Source organism: Sphingomonas aestuarii (genome assembly GCF_054457155.1).
Genome location: NZ_JBTKVV010000001.1, coordinates 86,043 through 104,830 on the forward strand (window position 1 = coordinate 86,043; position 18,788 = coordinate 104,830).

General features: G+C 65.5%; 18 protein-coding genes. 8 read left to right on the forward strand and 10 right to left on the reverse strand.

All coding sequences use genetic code 11. The features are described 5' to 3' along the window. The first annotated feature begins 158 nt into the window (after positions 1-158). Positions 159-1,286, forward strand: a complete 1,128-nt coding sequence (locus ACX0GZ_RS00430) for a mechanosensitive ion channel family protein (protein WP_458812063.1) — start codon at positions 159-161, stop codon at positions 1,284-1,286. A gap of 83 nt (positions 1,287-1,369) precedes the next feature. Here the strand turns inward: ACX0GZ_RS00430 and ACX0GZ_RS00435 are convergent, their stop codons facing one another. Beyond that, positions 1,370-1,834, reverse strand: coding sequence for an NfeD family protein (locus tag ACX0GZ_RS00435; protein WP_458812066.1), 465 nt, complete (start codon positions 1,832-1,834; stop codon positions 1,370-1,372). A 6-nt stretch (positions 1,835-1,840) separates the two neighbouring features. Further along, entirely contained in the window at positions 1,841-2,821 is a 981-nt protein-coding gene (locus ACX0GZ_RS00440) for an SPFH domain-containing protein (protein WP_458812069.1), read from the reverse strand. 52 nt (positions 2,822-2,873) lie between these two features. Between ACX0GZ_RS00440 and ACX0GZ_RS00445 the strand changes: the two genes are divergently transcribed. From ACX0GZ_RS00445 to ACX0GZ_RS00460, 4 genes are all read left to right on the forward strand, one after another. Beyond that, positions 2,874-3,695 carry an HpcH/HpaI aldolase/citrate lyase family protein gene (locus ACX0GZ_RS00445; protein ID WP_458812072.1) on the forward strand — a complete coding sequence of 274 codons (822 nt, stop codon included), beginning with the start codon at positions 2,874-2,876 and terminating at the stop codon, positions 3,693-3,695. Between the two features lie 203 nt (positions 3,696-3,898). Continuing rightward, positions 3,899-5,356: an IMP dehydrogenase gene (gene guaB / locus ACX0GZ_RS00450; protein WP_458812075.1), complete on the forward strand. Its 1,458-nt coding sequence runs from the start codon at positions 3,899-3,901 to the stop codon at positions 5,354-5,356. A gap of 185 nt (positions 5,357-5,541) precedes the next feature. Beyond that, entirely contained in the window at positions 5,542-6,726 is a 1,185-nt protein-coding gene (locus ACX0GZ_RS00455) for an RsmB/NOP family class I SAM-dependent RNA methyltransferase (protein ID WP_458812078.1), read from the forward strand. Positions 6,727-6,758: 32 nt separating this feature from the next. Continuing rightward, complete coding sequence (locus tag ACX0GZ_RS00460) at positions 6,759-7,292, forward strand: tetratricopeptide repeat protein (RefSeq protein ID WP_458812081.1); 534 nt, start codon at positions 6,759-6,761, stop codon at positions 7,290-7,292. A 110-nt stretch (positions 7,293-7,402) separates the two neighbouring features. On the opposite strand, the gene rsmA is transcribed toward ACX0GZ_RS00460, so the two are convergent. The 4 genes from rsmA to ACX0GZ_RS00480 form a co-directional block, all read right to left on the reverse strand. Continuing rightward, positions 7,403-8,221: a 16S rRNA (adenine(1518)-N(6)/adenine(1519)-N(6))-dimethyltransferase RsmA gene (gene rsmA, locus ACX0GZ_RS00465; RefSeq protein WP_458812084.1), complete on the reverse strand. Its 819-nt coding sequence runs from the start codon at positions 8,219-8,221 to the stop codon at positions 7,403-7,405. After that, the gene (pdxA, locus tag ACX0GZ_RS00470) at positions 8,218-9,225 is read right to left on the reverse strand and encodes a 4-hydroxythreonine-4-phosphate dehydrogenase PdxA (protein WP_458812087.1); all 1,008 of its coding nucleotides are present in this window, start codon (positions 9,223-9,225) and stop codon (positions 8,218-8,220) included. Before pdxA ends, rsmA begins: the two co-directional genes overlap by 4 nt. A 16-nt stretch (positions 9,226-9,241) precedes the next feature. Beyond that, a complete protein-coding gene (locus tag ACX0GZ_RS00475) occupies positions 9,242-10,591 on the reverse strand; it encodes a peptidylprolyl isomerase (protein WP_458812090.1) in 1,350 nt (449 codons plus the stop codon). A gap of 80 nt (positions 10,592-10,671) precedes the next feature. Then, positions 10,672-12,915 carry an LPS-assembly protein LptD gene (locus ACX0GZ_RS00480; protein ID WP_458812093.1) on the reverse strand — a complete coding sequence of 748 codons (2,244 nt, stop codon included), beginning with the start codon at positions 12,913-12,915 and terminating at the stop codon, positions 10,672-10,674. Positions 12,916-13,084: 169 nt separating this feature from the next. Between ACX0GZ_RS00480 and ACX0GZ_RS00485 the strand changes: the two genes are divergently transcribed. Then, positions 13,085-14,560, forward strand: a complete 1,476-nt coding sequence (locus ACX0GZ_RS00485; protein WP_458812096.1) for a leucyl aminopeptidase — start codon at positions 13,085-13,087, stop codon at positions 14,558-14,560. Positions 14,561-14,578: 18 nt separating this feature from the next. Then, complete coding sequence (locus ACX0GZ_RS00490; RefSeq protein WP_458812099.1) at positions 14,579-15,019, forward strand: DNA polymerase III subunit chi; 441 nt, start codon at positions 14,579-14,581, stop codon at positions 15,017-15,019. A 132-nt stretch (positions 15,020-15,151) separates the two neighbouring features. On the opposite strand, the gene trmFO is transcribed toward ACX0GZ_RS00490, so the two are convergent. After that, positions 15,152-16,468, reverse strand: a complete 1,317-nt coding sequence (trmFO, locus tag ACX0GZ_RS00495; RefSeq protein ID WP_458812102.1) for a methylenetetrahydrofolate--tRNA-(uracil(54)-C(5))-methyltransferase (FADH(2)-oxidizing) TrmFO — start codon at positions 16,466-16,468, stop codon at positions 15,152-15,154. Positions 16,469-16,592: 124 nt separating this feature from the next. Here trmFO and ACX0GZ_RS00500 point away from each other — a divergent pair, with 124 nt between their 5' ends. Then, positions 16,593-17,240 carry a lysoplasmalogenase family protein gene (locus ACX0GZ_RS00500; RefSeq protein ID WP_458812105.1) on the forward strand — a complete coding sequence of 216 codons (648 nt, stop codon included), beginning with the start codon at positions 16,593-16,595 and terminating at the stop codon, positions 17,238-17,240. Between the two features lie 4 nt (positions 17,241-17,244). Here the strand turns inward: ACX0GZ_RS00500 and ACX0GZ_RS00505 are convergent, their stop codons facing one another. The 3 genes from ACX0GZ_RS00505 to ACX0GZ_RS00515 form a co-directional block, all read right to left on the reverse strand. Next, positions 17,245-17,652: a hypothetical protein gene (locus tag ACX0GZ_RS00505; RefSeq protein WP_458812108.1), complete on the reverse strand. Its 408-nt coding sequence runs from the start codon at positions 17,650-17,652 to the stop codon at positions 17,245-17,247. A 16-nt stretch (positions 17,653-17,668) separates the two neighbouring features. Beyond that, positions 17,669-18,058, reverse strand: a complete 390-nt coding sequence (locus ACX0GZ_RS00510) for a hypothetical protein (RefSeq protein WP_458812111.1) — start codon at positions 18,056-18,058, stop codon at positions 17,669-17,671. A 90-nt stretch (positions 18,059-18,148) separates the two neighbouring features. Continuing rightward, complete coding sequence (locus tag ACX0GZ_RS00515; protein ID WP_458813262.1) at positions 18,149-18,697, reverse strand: GbsR/MarR family transcriptional regulator; 549 nt, start codon at positions 18,695-18,697, stop codon at positions 18,149-18,151. Positions 18,698-18,788 lie beyond the last annotated feature (91 nt).

Consider the following 18,788-nt stretch of genomic DNA (forward strand, 5'->3'; position numbering starts at 1 on the left):
CCTCAGAACACCGCCTCGCCATTGCGAGCGCAGCAAAGCAATCCAGCGTTCGCCAGCCATCCCTGGATTGCTTCCCTGGGCGCGCAATGACGAGTGGGGGCGATGGCCCTCTCCCCAGCTCAATTGGAACGCTTGCGTGCCAAACCGGTTGACGGGGCATGCAACGAATCGAAATTGCCGGAATGTCGCTCGCCTCGACGCGCCTGTGGGGGATCGATCTGCCGATCCTGTTCGTCGATCTTGCGGTGGTCGCGCTGGCCGTCGGCATCGCGCTGATCCTTCACCGTATCGGCGCCGCCATTGCGCGCCGGATCGCTGCGCGGTCGCCGGGGTCGGCGGACGATGTGATCGTGACAAAGGCCTACCGCCCGACCCGCTGGATCGCGGTTGCGCTGGCGCTGGCTGCGGTTCGCGGGTTTCTGCACTTGCCCGACAGTGCCGACCGGCTCTGGACGCTGGCGGCAGGGATGGCGGTGCCGCTGCTGATCGGATGGCTTGCCATCGCGATGATCCGCGCAATGGCCGATGTCGTCGCATTAACCGCAGATATTACCGTCGCCGACAATCTCGCCGCGCGACGCAGGCGGACGCGCAGCGCGATCCTGACGCGGATCGCGATCTTCGTGGTCGGGTTTATCACCATCTGTCTGATGCTGCTGTCGATCCCCAGCATCCGCGCGGTGGGCGTCACACTGATGGCGTCGGCGGGCATCGTCGGCCTGGCGGTGGGCGCGGCAGCGCAGCCTGCGCTCAAGAACCTGATTGCGGGCATCCAGATGGCGTTTACCGAGCCGATCCGCATCGACGACGTAGTCATTATCGACGGTGAGTGGGGGCGGATCGAGGAAATCCGGCTGACCTATGTCGTCGTTGCGATCTGGGACGAGCGGCGGCTGGTGGTGCCGGTCAGCCGGTTTCTGGAGCAGAGTTTCGAAAACTGGACGCGGTCGTCGTCGCGGATATTGGGCAGCATATTCTTCTGGCTCGATCCCACCGCCGACGTGCCCCGGCTGCGCGCGAAGTTCGAGGAGGTGGTGCGCGCCAATCCGCGCTGGGACGGGCGGGCAATGGGATTGCAGTTGACCGATACGACCGCCGATGCGATCCAGTTGCGCGGAATCATGACCGCGGCGGATGCCGGGCAGGCGTTCGACCTGCGCTGCGACGTGCGAGAGGCGATGCTGGCGTTTATCCGCGAGGAAATGCCGGAAGCGTTGCCGCGGACGCGCGCGGTGGTGGAGGCGGGTATCTCGCGACAAGAACCCGCTGCGGCATTGCGAGCGTAGCGAAGCAATCCAGCTTGGTCGGGCGCTGCTCAGGATTGCTTCGCTGCGCTCGCAATGACGGCCTAGGCCCAAGCCGAGCGGGACTATGGTGGTGGCGGATTCGCCGCTGCCGGTTCGACCAGCAGCACGCCGCCTTCGATCCCCGTCACGCGCATCCGCGCGCCGACCTTGGCATCGGGGCCATAGGCGCGCCATTCGCTGTCGCCGACGCGGACCCGGCCTTCGCCGCCGGCGATCGCCTGAGCTACGACGACGCGCGCGCCGATCAGGCGGTGGGTGGGATCGTTCAGATGCGGATCGCTCGATTCGATCGCGTTGTTGCCGCCATACCAGCGCTTGCCGATCGCCACCGCGACGCCGGTCCACGCCGCGACGCTGACCAGCTGTCCGGCGAGCCCCAGTTCGGGGAAGATCAGCGACAGGATCGCGGTGATCGCAGCGCCGATCGCGACGAAACCCAGAAACACGCCGGGGATCATCAGTTCGACGATCGCGGCGACCCCGGCGACCGCCAGCCATACCATCCAGGGTTCGCCGAAACCGTCCATGCCGGGTTATTCCTGACGCTGGCCGAACGGCGCGGGCGGTTTGGAAGGCCGCGCGACGACCGGCTGCGACGGCGAGGCATTGCCGGTGCCCAGCGCGTCGCGCGCCAGTTCGCCGATCCCGCCCAGCGTGCCGATCAGCTGCGTCGCCTCGACCGGGAACAGGATCGTCTTGGCATTTGGCGAGCTCGCGAACTTGCCCACCGCCTCGACATATTTCTGCGCGATGAAATAGTTGAGCGACTGCGCCGATCCCTGCTCGACCGCCTTCGACACCAGCTCGGTCGCCTTTGCCTCGGCCTCGGCGGCGCGCTCGCGCGCCTCGGCGTCGCGAAAGGCCGATTCCTTGCGGCCCTCGGCTTCCAGAATGCGCGCCTGTTTCGCGCCCTCCGCGCGAAGGATGTCCGACGCGCGGCTGCCCTCGGCGTCGAGGATGTTGGCGCGCTTCTCGCGTTCCGCCTTCATCTGGCGGCCCATCGCGGCGACGATATCGGCCGGCGGGCGGATATCCTTGATCTCGACGCGCGTGATCTTGACCCCCCAGGGCGTGGTGGCGTGATCGACTACCGACAGCAGCCGCGCGTTGATCTCGTCGCGCTTCGACAGCGTTTCGTCGAGGTCCATCGACCCCATCACCGTGCGCAAATTGGTCGTCGTCAGCTGGAGCAGCGCGACATAGAGGTCGGAGACCTCATACGCGGCCTTGGCAGCGTCCAGCACCTGAAAGAACACCACGCCGTCCGTCTGAATCATGGCGTTGTCCTTGGTGATGATTTCCTGACCCGGAATGTCGATCACCTGTTCCATCATGTTCACCTTGCGGCCGACGCGATAGAAAAAGGTGGGGTAGAAGTTGAGGCCCGGTTTGGCGACATTGGTGAAGCGACCGAAATGCTCGATCGTATATTCATAGCCCTGGCGCACCATTTTCAGGCTGACGAACAGGTAGAGCAGCACCACCAGTGCGACGATTCCCAGTGCGATGGCCATGTCGATCCTCAATCCCGCTTGCCGATTTTCGCCAGCCTAGCATAACGCCCGCATGAGCCAAGCAATACTCCCGCCGCGCACTGCACTGTTCCTGCCCGCGTCGAACCCGCGCGCGATCGAGAAGGCACGGGGGCTCGCCGCCGACATGGTGATCCTCGACCTGGAGGATGCGGTGAAGGAGGCGGACAAGGAAAGCGCGCGCGATGCGGCCTGCGCGGCGGCGGCGACCTATCCCGGCAAGCTGGTCGGCATCCGCGCCAACGCCAAGGACAGCGATCACTGGAAGGACGACCTGAAGGCGATCCGGCGATCCGAGGCCGATTATGTCGTGCTGCCCAAGGTCGAGACGCCCGACGCGATTACCTGGGCCGCGGCCTATGCCAAGAAGCCGATCCTGGCGATGATCGAAACCCCAGCCGGGGTGATGAACGTCGCTCAACTCGCCAGCACCGACAGCTGGGGCGTCGATCTGGCGGGGATCATCATGGGCACGAACGATCTGGCGGTGGGACTGAAATTGCCGCCGGGCGCGGGGCGGGCGGCGATGCATTTGTGTTTCCAGCTCGCGATATTGTCCGCGCGGGCACGGGATATCTGGGTCCTGGACGGCGTGTTCAACGCGCTCGACGATGCGCAAGGGTTCGAGGCGGAATGCATTGAGGGCCGCAATCTGGGGTTTGACGGCAAGACGCTGATCCACCCGAACCAGATCGACATCGCCACGCGCATCTATTCGCCCAATGCGCGCGACATCGAGGAAGCCGAAGCGCTGATCGCCGCGGCGACTGGCGGTGCCGAACGCTACCGCGACCGCATGATCGAGGAAATGCATGTGGACGCGGCGAAGGCGCTGCTGGCGCGGGCGGCGCGGTAAACGCTGCCCGGGCGACCTCCGCGCGCTCGCCCTGAGCTTGTCGGAGGGCGCCGAGACTCACCCGGCTTCGACAGGCACAGCCTGAGCGCCAGGTAGAGGCTCCCCAGCAAGCGTTAAGGCGGACACCCCCTAGCGCTCATCCCCCCCCTTGGTTACATGGGCCGCCAATTCGCGACTCTAACTCTCCCGGATCGGCGCTCTCCATGAACATCACCCTTGGCCTGACTTTCGACGACGTCTTGCTGCTCCCGCAGGAATCGGACGTGTTGCCGAGCCAGGCCGATACGCGGACCAGGGTGACGCGCGACCTGGCGCTCAACATCCCCGTCCTGTCGTCGGCGATGGATACGGTAACGGAGGCCGACATGGCGATCGTCATGGCGCAACTGGGCGGGATCGGGGTGCTCCACCGCAATCTGGATGTTGAGGAACAGGTCGCCGCCGTCCGCCAGGTCAAGCGGTTCGAAAGCGGCATGGTGGTCAACCCGATCACCATCACGCCGGGCGCCAGCCTCGCCGACGCGCAGGCGCTGATGACCCGCCACCGGATCAGCGGAATTCCGGTCGTCGAAAGCTCGGGCAAGCTGGTCGGCATCCTGACGAACCGCGACGTTCGCTTTGCCGAGAACCCCAATCAGCCGGTCGCAGAGCTGATGACGCGTGACAATCTGGCGACCGTATCGACCAGCGTCACGCAGGAGGATGCGCGGCGGTTGCTTCACCAGCGCCGGATCGAAAAGCTGTTGGTGGTGGACGATGCCTATCGCTGCGTCGGGCTGATCACGGTCAAGGACATTGAGAAGGCCGTCACCTATCCGAATGCCACAAAGGACGGGGCAGGGCGGTTGTGCGTGGCGGCAGCGACCACCGTCGGCGACAAGGGTTTCGCGCGTACAGAGGCGCTGGTCGATGCGGAGGTGGACGTCATCGTCATCGACACCGCGCACGGCCATAACCGCGACGTCGGGCGCGCGGTCGAACGGGTGAAGAAACTGTCCAACCGGGTTCAGGTGATCGCGGGCAACGTCGCGACCGCCGACGCTGCGCGTGCGCTGGTCGATGCGGGGGCAGACGGGATCAAGGTCGGGATCGGACCGGGATCGATCTGCACCACGCGCATCGTCGCGGGCGTCGGCGTGCCGCAATTGACCGCGGTGATGAGCGCCGCAGAGGAAGCCGCCAAGTCGGGTGTGCCGGTGATCGCCGATGGCGGCATCCGCACCTCCGGCGACGCGGCAAAGGCGCTGGCGGCGGGGGCGGGCACGGTGATGATCGGGTCGCTGCTTGCGGGCACCGACGAGGCGCCGGGCGAGACGTTCCTGTATCAGGGCCGCGCGTACAAGAGCTATCGCGGCATGGGCAGCGTCGGTGCGATGGGACGGGGTTCCGCTGATCGCTATTTCCAAGGCGATATCAAGGATCAGCTCAAACTGGTGCCCGAGGGGATTGAGGGGCAGGTGCCCTATAAAGGACCGGCGCGCGACGTGATCCATCAGCTTGTCGGCGGGATCAAGGCGGCGATGGGCTATACCGGATCGGCAACGCTCAAGGACATGCGCGAGCGGGCGAAATTCGTTCAGATCACCAATGCCGGGCTCAAGGAAAGCCATGTGCATGACGTGACGATCACGCGGGAAGCGCCGAATTATCCGACGCGGTGAGAGGCGGGCAACGCCGATCAGTCGGTTGGCAAAGGGCTCAACCCTGACTCCCGTTCGTTTCGAGCGAAGTCGAGAAACGTGCGCCAGGCGCCGAACCAGCGTTTCTCGACTTCGCTCGAAACGAACGGATGTCGGGTCGCGAAAGAGGCGCTAGGCAAGTTGTTCTATATCGATCGGAACCCGAAATGACTCCCGCCGCACGCACCCAGGCCGCGATCGAACTGCTCGATGCGATCATCGCGTCCGCCCGCGATGGCGGGGCCGCCGCCGATACGTTGATCGCACGCTATTTCGCCGGACGCCGCTATGCCGGGTCGAAGGATCGCCGGGCGGTCCGTGTGCTCGTCTATGACGCGATCCGCATGCTGGGCGAACGGCCAGATAGCGGCCGCGCGGCGATGCTGGCGCTTGCCGATACCCGCCCGGACATCGCCGCGCATTTCGGAGGCGAAGGGCATGCGCCTTCGGCCATCGAGCCCGACGAGCCCCGCGCGCGCACCGGTCTCGTCCCCAAATGGCTGGGCCGGATGCTGACCGCGACCGGCATCGACCGGGCCGAACAGGCCGCGTTGCTCGACCGTGCGCCGCTCGACATCCGCGTCAACACGCTGCGCGCCGATGTCGCCACGGTGCGCGCGGCGTTCCCGGAGGCAGAGCCGGTCGCGGGATTGCCGAACGGCCTGCGCCTGCCGCCCGATTCGTCGATCGAACGCCACGAACTGTTCGAGACGGGCGCAATCGAGGTGCAGGACGCGGGCAGTCAGATGGTCAGTCTGGCCAGTGGTGTGCGGCCCGGCATGACGGTGATCGACCTGTGCGCAGGCGGCGGCGGCAAGACATTGGCGCTGGCGGCGATGATGGAGAATCGCGGACGGATCGTCGCCAGCGACGTCGATCGCGGGCGGCTGTCGCGGCTTCCGGCGCGGGCCGACCGCGCGGGCGTGACGATCGCCGAGCCGCTGCTGCTCGACGGCGGCCGCGAGGCGGAGGCGCTCGAGCGTTTTACAGGAAGCGCCGATCTGGTCCTGATCGACGCGCCCTGTTCGGGAACCGGCACCTGGCGGCGCAACCCGGAGGCGCGCTGGCGGCTCAACCCCGACCGACTCGCGCGGTTGACGGCGATCCAGTCCCGCCTGCTCGATCTCGGCGGTCGCTGCGTTAAGCCCGGCGGGACGCTGATCCATATCGTCTGTTCGCTGCTCGACGCGGAAGGGAGCGACCAGGTTCAGGCGTTTCTGGCGCGGCATCCGGGCTGGACCGTCGCCGAAATCGACGCCGCGATCGGGTCGCCGCATGGCCCCGGTCGTCGGCTCACCCCGGCTACCCACTCGACGGACGGCTTTTTTGTCGCGATGATGCGAGCGCCATGATAGCCAGAACGATCTCGTCCCCGGAGCAGATTATGCGTATCACCCTCGTTTCCGCAGCCGCCGCCCTCGTTCTGGTCAGCTTTTCGACCGCGCTGCATGGCCAGCGCGCCGACGACCAGATCGATGCGCGATCGACCGCGCTCCTGGCGGCGGGGATCGAGGCGAAGGCCGCGGGCAATCTGGAAGCCGCGACTGACGCGCTAGAATCCGCGCTCGTCGCCGATCCGCGCAACCGCGAGGCCTATGTCGAATTGGGCAACATCGCGCAGGCGCGCGAGTTGCCGGGCAAGGCGATCCGCATGTATCGCGAGGCGCTGAAGCTGGAGCCCAACGATTTGCAGGCGCTGAAGGGGCAGGGCGAGGCACTGGTCGCGCGTGGTGCAGTGGACCGGGCCAAGACCAACCTTGCCCAGTTGCAGAAGCTGTGCACGACGGGCTGTGCCGAAGTCACCCAGTTGTCGGCTGCCATCGCCAAGGGACCGACTGCCGCGCCCACCGCGACGGCATCGGCGACCGCGCCGGTAACCCGCATCCCGGACGCGCCGCCGCCCGAGGAAAAGAACTGATCGCGGTTTATTCTCCTCGCTCCGTTCGTTTCGAGCGCAGTCGAGAAACGTGATCCAAGTGTCCGCGGCCGTTTCTCGACTTCGTTCGAAACGAACGGTGGCGGGGTGACTCAGGAAAGCTTTCGCGCGATCTCGACAAACTCCGCCACGCTGACCGTTTCGGCGCGGCGGGTGGGATCGATGCCCAACGCATCGAGCGCCGCGAGCGCACCCGGCACTGATTTCAGGCTCTGGCGCATCATCTTGCGCCGCTGACCGAATGACGCCGCAGTCACCGCCTCCAGCCGGTCGAACCGGACGCCCTCCGGCGCCTCGCCGGGGAGCACATGCACCACCGCCGACATGACCTTGGGCGGCGGGGTGAAGGCGGATCGATGAACGGGCATCGCGATGCGCGCGGTCGAACGCCACTGCGCCAGCACGGCCAGTCGGCCGTAAGCATCGTCCCCCGCATCCGCGACGATGCGGTCGGCGACCTCGCGCTGGAACATGAGGGTCAGGCTCTTCCACCACGGCAGCCAGTCTGCCGACAGCCAGCCGACGAACAGCGCCGTGCCGACATTATAGGGGAGGTTGGCGACGACGTGCGGCTTGCCCGTAAACAGCGACGGCGCATCGATCGTCAGCGCATCGCCCTCGATGATGCGCAGCTTGCCGGGATAGGCATCGGCCAGTTCGGCGAGCGCCGGGATGCACCGTCGGTCGCGCTCGATCGCGGTGACGGTTGCGCCCGCGGCCAGCAGTGCGCGCGTCAGCCCGCCCGGACCGGGGCCGATCTCCAGCACCTCCGCCCCGTTCAGGTCGCCCGGAATCGCCGCGATCCGAGCGAGCAATTGCTGGTCGAACAGGAAATTCTGGCCCAGCGCCTTGCTGGCGATCAGGCCGTGCGCGCGGATCACCTCGCGCAGCGGCGGCAGGGTGGCGGTCATTTGGCCGTCGCGACGATCTTGGCGCGGCGCGTCGCCGCTTCGCCGGCCATGCGGATCGCGGCGATCATCGCGCCGGGCTCGGCGATCCCCTTGCCTGCGATGTCGAACGCGGTGCCGTGATCGGGCGACGTGCGGACGATCGGCAGGCCGAGGGTGATGTTGACGCCTTCGTCGAAATGCAGCGTTTTCAGCGGGATCAGCGCCTGATCGTGATAGCAGCACAAAGCCGCATCATAGGTCGCGCGGGCGCGGGCGTGGAACATCGTGTCGGCGGCTAAGGGGCCGGATGCCGAAATGCCCTCGCGCTTCAATTGCTCGATGGCGGGGGCGATGATGTCGATGTCCTCGCGCCCGATCGCGCCTTCCTCGCCCGCATGCGGATTGAACCCGGCAAAGGCGAGCCGCGGATCTTCGATCCCGAAATTCCGACGCAATCCGCGTGCGGTCGCAATGCCGCGCGCGACGAGCAATTCGACCGACAATGATTCGCTGACGCTGGCGAGCGGGATGTGCGTCGTGATCGGCACCACCCGCAGACTCGGCCCGGCGAGCATCATCACCGCATTGTCCGGCGATACCCCGCATCGCTCGGCCACGAATTCGGTCTGGCCGGCATGGGTGAAGCCGATGGCATAAAGCCGGGCTTTCGAAACCGGCCCCGTCACCAGCGCGGAAGCTGCACCCGATCGTGCAAGCCCGACGCCGATTTCAAGCGCCAGCAACGCACAGCGCGCGCCGGGCACGCAGGGGGCGCCAGGCAGCGAGGCGCCGCCATCGGACAGCCCCAGCACCGGCAGTGCCTTGGCGAACACCGCGCCTGCTTCCTGCGGGTCGGAAATCGCCTGGACCGGACAGATGCCGAGTGCGCCGATCGCATCGACGTCACCCACCGCAAAAAAGCCGGGCAGCGCCGCATTCTTGCGCGCTGCCCAAGCTTTGGCGATGATTTCCGGCCCGATTCCGGCCGGATCGCCCATCGATACGACGATGGGAGCGTTCGACATGCCGCTCCTTTCGGCCTCAGCGATATTCGACGACGGCGTCGCGGCGCAAATCGCGCAGCATGCGCTGGGCGCGCAGATTCACGCGATCCTGCTCCAACCCCTGCTGAATGCGTTCAGCCGACGGTACGGCGGCCGAACGCGTATCGTCGCGACCGCACAGCACCAGCGTCCGCACCCCGGATTCGACCGATCCGAACGGTGGGGTTGCCTGACCGACCTGAAGCCCGACGATGATTTCCTGAAGCTGCGGCGGCAGGTCGCGGACGCGGACGGCGTCGTTGTCGACGACATCGGCGCCCAATTGCTGGGCCGCTGCCTGAACGCCGCCGCATCCGTTGATGCCCTGCGCGACCTGCGCAAACCTCGCCACGGTGGCGCTGGCCTGCGCCTGCGTTGTCCCGGTGGGAAAATTGAGCGTCAGCTGGCGCAGCGCCAGTACCGCGTCGCGCGGATCGGCCATCAGCACCTGGCGCTTGTCGGTCAGATACAGGATCGAATAGCCCCCCGGCACCTCGATCGGCCCGGCGACCTGACCGACCTGCATCGTCGGCAGCGCGCGTGCCAGCGGTTCGGGCAGCATCGCTGCGCGGACCCAGCCCAGTTCGCCGCCATTGGCGCGGGTGGTGGCCTCGGAATTGGTAAAGGCGAGCGCTTCGAAGCTCTGTCCCTGGCGCATCGCATCGATCATCGCGCTCGCCCTTTGCGAGACTTGCGCGGCGTTCGCGGGATTGGCCGACAGATAGATTTCGCGAAGCTCGTATTCCTCGGTGCCCTTTGATGCCTCCAGCCGCTGAATCACCGACTGGACCTCTGCCTCGGACACATTGATCATCGGCTCGACCCGACGCTGGAGCAGGCGGCCCCATGCCAGTTCGCCCTGAATTTGGCGCCGCATCGATGCTTCCGAGGCACCCGCGCTCTCCAGCATCTGCGTCAGCTGTTCGGGCGTCATCTGCATGTTCTGCGCGACGCGACGATAGCTTTGCGACAATTCCTGCGGCGTGATTTCGATCTTGTTGTTGCCCGCTTCCTGAATCTGGAGCGTTTCGTCGATCAGCTGGCGCAGGACCTGAAGCCGGAACTGGTCCATCTGCTCGGGCGGAACGCGCAAGCCTCGCAGCGCCGCGATCAGCGCCAACCGGTGATCGACATCGGTGCCCGTAATCACGGTTTCGTTGACGATGGCCGTCGGCTTGCGGATATTCGGGTCGGACTTGCCGAAAATCTGGAGATTGTCAGGCAGGTTCAATCCGGTGTCGGGCACACCCTGATCGGGAACGGTCTGCGCCGCCAGCGCGCCCGCCGTAAAGATCGATGCCGTGACCAACAGGGCGCCGAAGCGCGCCGAAAAACGATGCTTGCTCATGCTTGGATCGAAAAACCTCTTCACGCCCCGGTGGGAGGACCGGCGCTTGCCCTAATCGCTCTGTTTGCCTGAACGCAGGCTTAGCGTCCCAAATTCTTGAACGCCAGCGTCAGCAGGAACGAGTTGCCCCGCCGCGCGTCGCCGGTATCCTCATAGTCGCGCTTCCACGTCAGGCCAAGGGTCAGGCAGTCGTCGTCATAGGCGACCCCCAGACGGTGGCGGATCGGGTCGAACCCGTCGGACAGCGACCGCGGATCTTCGTTGCGATCGGTCAGGTCGACGATCGCCGATCCGAATACCGACCAGTAGCGCGCGACCTGAACCCGGCCGCCGACGCGGACCTCTTCGCGGTCCTGCAAATCCTCGAACAGCGTATCGATATCGCGGTTCAGGCGGAGATAGCCGACGCTGGCATAGGTCCGCCTGGTCCCGACCGTCGCGTCGATTTCGTTGCGGCGGATCGCCAGCCCGTCCTTGTCGAGGCGGTATCGATGGGTGAAGCTGACGAATTCGCGCCAGCGCACCTCGGTCCGTCCGACGAAATCGGACCAGCGATCGTCGAGGCCGGTGCCGCTGGGCAGCAACGTCTCGCGCGTCGACAGGCGATAGCTCTGGCCGATGGTCGCGTTGACCGACAGGCCTGGCAGGTCGAGTGCCCAGTCGGCGCCATAGGTCACGCGCGGCGAGTCCTCGAACCGGTCGTAACCGGGGAAGCGGTTGAGGGCGAAGAGGTTCGAATCCTCCAGATCGACCGCGCGCGCGTCTTCGTTCGGGACGTTCAGATTGGCGAGCTTGGGCGAAGCGACGATCTGAACGCGCGGGGTCAGCCGCTGGGTGCCACCCAGAAACTCGCCGATGAACGGCCATTTTACGTCGAGCGCGACCGCGCCGATCGCACGCGCGGAAAAGCCTTCGTCGCCGCGATAAGACGGCACGACCGTCGATAACGTGTCGTTGGTGTTGTAGAGGTCGCCGCGGGCATAGCCGGTCAGCGTGACTTCCTGACCCATCGTTGAGATGCGTCGCCAATCCCATTGCGCCGAGGCAAAGGCGCGCTGGGTATCCTGTCCCTCAATCCGGGTCAGCGCCAGCGTATTGAGTTGCAGCATGACGCGGGCGCCGTCGATCCCGCCGTCCAGCCGCCGACGGTAATCGATTTCGGGCAGCGCGATCGGTTGAAGGTTCGAATTTTCGCCGATGCGCAGCGTCTGCACCGCCCAGCCCTGGATCGCGAAATAGCTGTCGGGGCCGACGCGTTCGACCTTCACGTTGTTCCGCAACCGGTCCTCGCGGGAAATGTCGTAACGGCGCAGGAACGTCTGGTCGGTCGACAGCCGGATTGATGCACTCGCGCTCCAGTTCGGATCGAACTGATAGCGGCCCGTAGCGTCGACAAAGCCGCGAAAGGCGTTTTCGGTATCGGCGTCGGGCGGCACGATCAGGAAATCGTCGGCGCGGCGGCTATAGGTGCCGTATCCGGTGACCCGAAACGCGCCGAGTTCGTTCAGTTCGCGATATTCGCCCTTCAGCATCGGCAGCGCGTTGGTGAAGACGTGCGGCGTTAGCGTCAGGTCGCGATCGGGGCCGAACGACCAGAAATAGGGGACGGCAACCTCAAGCCCATTGACCCGGTCGAGCCGCAGCGACGGCGCGAGGAGACCGCTCTGGCTGGCATCGCCGATGGTGTGCGAAAAGCTGGGCAGCGGGATCGACAGGCCGAACAAGGTGAACCGCGCGCCCGAATAGCTCACCCGTTCGCGATTGGGGTCATAGACGACGCGCACCGCTTCGATCTTGAAGGTCGGCTCCTTGGGACAGCCCTCGGGGGTGGTCACCGCGCATGGGGTATAGGCCGCATCCTCGACGTTGATAACCCCGCCTTCGACCCGCTCGCCGCGCCGTGCGGCCAGGCGTCCGCCTTCTTCCAGCACCACCAGCATGTTGTCGACCACGCCGTCACGCAGCGAATCGGTCAACTCGATGCGGTCGCCATAGGCAACGTCGCCCTGCGGATTGGTGACGGCGATGTCGCCCTCCGCCACCACCTGTCCGGTCTCGCGGTTCCAGATGACCCGGTCGGCGCGCAGACGTTCGCCGCGCCGAAACAGACGAACGTCGCCGGTCGCGGTAACGACTTCGCTGTTGCTGTCATATTCCAGCACCCCGGCCGAAAATTCGATCTCGTCCTCGCCCAGCGTCTGGGTGGCGGCGGTCGGGGCAGGGGGATCGATGGGCCGATCCTGCAAATCCTGCGCGAAAGCGGGCGCGCACCACAGGGCAGCACTGACCGGCAGGACACTCGAAAGCAGGAAATTACGCTTCACAGGGCGAGTGACTCCAGGCCGATGGCTGCACGCGGGCAGTCGCGCCCTATCGCACTCAACCGCCTGTTCCGCAATTGCCCAAACCCCTTTTGCGCTGGGCTGCCCACTCGTCTAAGCGGAAGGAATGCCCATATGGCTCGTTCCATTACCACGAAGGACTCAACGCCCGATGAAAATCCAGTTTGCCGCCAGCGTTCCCGACCATGCCCCCGTGCTGGCGATTCCGGTCGCCAAGGACGGCATGGGATCGCTCGATACGGCGCGCTTCGGCGGCGACGCCGAACTGGTGAAGGGCGCAGCCGAAGCCGGGCGTTTCGACGGTGAAACCGGCGCGATCGTCGAGATTTTCGCCAAGCGCGGCAACGGCGTCGGCCGCATTCTGCTGGTCGGGATCGGCGCGGGGAGCGAAATCGATTACGAACGCGCAGGCGGTGCGCTGACCGCGCGGTTCCTGATGTCGGGCGTGCGCGAGATCGCGGTCGATTTCTCCGGTCTCGACGCTACGCCGTCGCCGACCGAGGTCGCGCGCTTTGCCAGCGCGGCCAAACAGCGCGGCTGGCGGCACGACGTCTATCGCACCAAGCTGACCGACAAGCAGAAACCCAGCCTCGAGACGGTCACCATCGTCGGCGCGCCGGATGGCGTTGACGACGCCTGGGCGAAGGCCGACGCGCTGGTTCAGGGGCTGGAGTTCACCCGCACCCTGGTCGCCGAGCCTGCGAACATCATCTACCCCGAAAGCTTCGTCGAACGCGCGCGCGCCGAACTGGCGGGCACCGGCGTCGAGATCGACGTGCTGACCGAGGCCGAAATGGCCGAACTGGGGATGCATTCGCTGGTCGGCGTGTCGCTCGGTTCCGAACGCGAGGCGCGGCTGTTGGTCATGCGCTGGCAGGGGAAAGGGTCGGGCGACTACGATCTGGCGTTCGTCGGCAAGGGCGTGACGTTCGACACCGGCGGCATTTCGCTGAAACCCGGACCCGGCATGGAAGACATGAAATGGGACATGGGCGGCGCGGGCGCGGTCGCCGGTGCGATGAAGGCATTGGCGCTGCGCAAGGCGAAGGCGAATGTCGTCGGCGTGTGCGGCCTTGTCGAGAACATGCCCGACGGCAAGGCGCAGCGCCCCGGTGACGTCGTGACGTCGATGTCGGGCCAGACGATCGAGATCCTGAACACCGATGCCGAGGGCCGACTGGTGCTGTGCGACGCGCTGACCTGGGTGCAGCGCAATTATTCGCCCAAGACGATCGTCGATCTGGCGACGCTGACCGGCGCGATGATCATTGCGCTCGGCAACGAGCATGGCGGCCTGTTTTCGAACGATGACAGCCTCGCGGATCAGTTGCTCGCGGCGGGCAAGGCGAGCGGCGACGCGCTGTGGCGCTTCCCGCTGTCGGACAATTACAACAAGCTGATCGACTCGCCGATCGCCGACATGAAGAATGTCGGCCCTCGCGGCGCCGGTTCGATCACCGCGGCGCAATTCCTGCAACGCTTCATCGACGAAGGCGTCCGCTGGGCGCATCTCGACATTGCCGGGATGGTGTGGGCGGACAAGCCGGGTGCGACCTTCGACAAGGGCGCGACCGGCTTCGGCGTCCGCGTGCTCGACCGGTTCGTCGCCGACAATCACGAAGGCTGAGCGGGAAGGGCGGGGACCGTGCAGGTCGATTTCTATCACCTGACGCGCTCCCCGCTCGACCGCGTGCTTCCCCGCATCGCCGAGCGGATCGTAGGGGATGGCGGGCGCCTGCTGGTCGTGGTGCGCGACGACGCGCAGGCGACGGCGATCGATAAAATGCTGTGGACCTATGCGCCGGACAGCTTCCTGCCGCACGCGGTCGCCGGGGCAGGGGAGGATGACGGGCAGCCCGTCCTCATTTCCACGAGCATCGAGCCGACCAACGCCGCCCGTCATGTCGCGCTGGCGGACGGCGAATGGCGCGAAGAAGCGCTGACATTCGACCGCGCCTTCCATTTTTTCGACGAAGGCGCGATCGGCGAGGCACGCGCAGCGTGGAAAGCGCTTGCCGAACGCGAGGGCGTCGAGCGGCGCTATTGGAAGCAGCTTGAAACCGGTGGCTGGGAACAGGCGGCGTAAACGCACCCATATCGTCACCCCGGCCGCGGTGCTGGGGTCCACTAAGCCGCTTGCGCGCCGCTGATGCTTTGAAGGTCCGCGCGCCGTCCGGTGGACCCCGGCACTGCGGCCGGGGTGACGGTGGTTGTGGGCCTAACCCGCCATCCACCCCGCCAGCGCTTCTCGCGCGCGCCCGGTGTACATCTTCTTGCGATCCGCTTTCTTCGTCTTGCCCGGAATTGGCGGGAACAGCCCGAAATTGACGTTCATCGGCTGATAGGTCTCGGCCTCCGCCTCACCGGTGATGTGCGACAGCAACGCGCCGAGCGCGGTTTCGCGGGGTGGCGGCACCATTGCCCGCCCCTGCAACTCAGCCGCGGCAAACCGACCGGCAAGCAACCCGATCGCGGCGCTTTCGACATAGCCCTCGCATCCCGTGATCTGGCCCGCGAACCGGATGTGCGGCGCGGATTTCAGCCGCAGCTGACGGTCGAGCAAGATCGGCGACTGAATGAAGGTGTTGCGATGCAAGCCCCCCAGCCGCGCGAACTCTGCATTCTCAAGCCCTGGAATGGTGCGGAAAATGCGGACCTGCTCGGCATATTTCAGCTTGGTCTGGAACCCGACCATGTTCCACAGCGTCCCGTCCCTGTTGTCCTGACGCAGCTGCACCACCGCATGCGGCCAACGCCCGGTGCGCGGATCGTCGAGCCCGACCGGCTTCATCGGCCCGAACCGCAGCGTATCGAACCCGCGTTCCGCCATCACCTCGATCGGCATGCAGCCTTCGAAATAGGGCGTGTCCTTTTCCCAGTCGCGAAACTCGGTCTTTTCGCCGTCGATCAGCGCCTGATGAAAAGCGGCGTACTGGTCGCGGTCCATCGGGCAATTGATGTAATCCTTGCCCTCACCCTTATCCCAGCGCGACTGGAACCACGCCACGTCGAAATCCACGCTGTCGCGGTGGACGATCGGCGCGATCGCGTCGAAAAAGGCGAGATGATCGCTGCCGGTTGCGCCTGCGATACTGCCTGCCAGCGAGGCGGCAGTCAGTGGGCCGGTGGCGACGATGGTCAGCCCTTCGCTGGGCAACGCGTCGATGCGCTCGCGAACGATCTCGATGTTCGGGTGCGCGGCGAGTTGCGCCGTCACGCCTTCGGAAAAGCCGTCGCGGTCCACCGCAAGCGCGGACCCTGCGGGCACCTTGTGCACGTCACCCTCAGCCATGATGATCGAATCAAGCGCGCGCATTTCGGCATGGAGCAGCCCGACCGCATTCGATTCGGCATCGTCCGACCGAAAGCTGTTCGAGCAAACCAGTTCGGCCAACCCGTCGGTCTGGTGCGCGGGCGTCATCTCGCCGCTGCCGCGCATTTCGGACAGCCGAACCTTCAATCCCGCCTGGGCAAGCTGCCACGCGGCTTCCGACCCGGCGAGGCCGCCGCCGATGATGTGAATGTCGTGGGGCATGGACGGCGTGCTCAAATCTCGGGAACCTTGCGCGAGTGAAACGAATGATGTGGGTTGGGCCAAGGGCAGGGGGCCGAGTCGCGCCTAGCAGGGCACGGGCGGGAATTACAGACCGGGGGATGCGATGCGGGCGATCTGGTGGGCGGCGCTGATTGCCGGGATCAGCTATTTCGTGGCGGATCGCCTCGGGCCGGAAGGTCCGGCAATGGTGGCGTGGAAGGGCGCGGGCGTCGGATTGCTTGCGCTCTGGGCCGCGACACGAGCGAGCAATTTCGACGGCTGGGTGATCGCGCTGGTGCTGGCCCTGGGCGCGCTGGGCGATGTGTTGCTCGAGACATCGGGCTTCACCGTCGGCGGCATCGCGTTCCTCGCCGGGCATCTCGTCGCCACGATCCTCTATCTGGGCAATCGCCGCAGCCGACCTACCGCGAGCCAGAGCCTGCTGGGCGCCGCGTTGCTGGTCGGCACGCCGCTCATCACCTGGCTCATTACCGGCGAATGGACGATCGCGCTCTATGCCCTCGGCCTGGGCGCGATGGCGGGCGCGGCCTGGACCAGCCGCTTTCCGCGCTATCGCACCGGGCTGGGCGCCGCGATGTTCGTCGCATCCGACCTGCTGATCTTCGCGCGCATGGGGCCGATGGAGACGAGCGCGCTGCCCGGACTGTTCGTCTGGCCGCTCTATTTCGCCGGCCAGGCGCTGATCGCGCACGGCGTCGTCGAAACGCTCGCGGTGCGGCGTTATGTCGGCATTCAGCCGATGCGAGGGTGAGCAATCATGCCCAGCGGAGGCAGGTTCGTGCCGCCAACGCGCACAACGCCCCGGTCATAGCCATCACGCCCGGCACCGCATCGTCGATGTCCAGGAACAGCGATCCGATCGCATATCCCGACAACCCGCCGATCAATCCCCATACCACCGGTAGCCGAAGCGCGTCGAACGACGACGCGATTCTCGAAAGGAGCACAACTCCAATCAAGCAGGGCATAATCGCCACTACTGCGCCGACCAGAATCGCCATGACGCCAACGGTTACCCCCAAGACCAGCATTTCCGTATCGAAGCGCTGAGTGGTCCCGGCAGTCTGCGCCAGTGTCGCCAGCCCCGTGCTCAACAGAAAGGCCGGACCGGCAGCGAAGGTCGCTGCCGCCACGGCGGATCCGGTTCGTGCCTTTTCGTACATGACATGCCCCTCTCGATCAGCGAAGGTCAGGCGTTGGGTGCGCGGTCTCCGGGCGGTTGTTGAACCAGCGTTCGACCGTGCGACCGAAATGCGAAATCGCGCCCATGTTGAAGAAGTGCATGACGCCGATCACCAGCACCGCCAACCCGACCTTTGCGCTCAAGAAGCGGATCGCGTCCGCCAGCGTCTTGGGTTCGGTGCCTAGGCTGAGCGTCAGTGTGATGAAGCCGATATTGACGAGATAGAAGCCGACGACGAGCAAATGATTGGTCGACCGGGCGAGTTCGCGATTATGCCCGAAACACTGGGTCAAAAACACTTCGCCATTGCTCGAAAGCGTGCGGGCGACCCAGATCGTGATCCCGATGGTGATCGCAAGATAGAGGAGGTAGGAAATCTCGATCATTTTTCATCTCCCTTAATCCCGTTGTTTCTGTAATTACCGAAACCGTGGCACGCGCGAAGTCGGGCAGGGTGACGGGCGGCATCCTGCAAATCAGTCCTTTGGTTTGGAGCGTCCCCCGACAAAGCGGGCAACCGTGCCGCCCATCTTCATCAGCGAAACCAGCGTCGATTTGGGGAGCCCCCGCACCTGGTCATGCCAGGTTGCGAGCGTGCCGATGAAGTCGTGCATCCGGGTTATACGTTCGCGGATCACTGGGGGGGCCTTGTCATCGGCCCTTAGCCGTTCGGCCAGTTCACCCAGCAAGGCGATCGTCGGGTCGATCTCGCGACGTTTGCGTTCAGCGGAAATCCGCAGGAACATCTCCCACAAGTCGCTCTCCGCGACGAAATGGTCGCGTCGATCGCCCTCGACATGCACCCTCCGGACGATGCCGTAACCCTGAAGATCCTTAAGTGCGGTCGATACATTCGAGCGTGCGAGGGTCAGCGTTTCGGCAATATCCTCGGCGTTGATCGGGCGATCGGAAAGATAGAGCAGTGCATGAACCTGCGACACCGACCGGTTGACGCCCCACTGGGTGCCCATTTCACCCCAGTGGAGGATGAATGCTTTTGCGTCGGGATGTTTGGCGATCTGCATCACTTGTTATTTCTGTAATAACAGAAATGCGAGATGTCAACGTCTGTTCGATCGTCGGGTAGGGCCGCAAGCGGCATCCCATTCGTTCGAG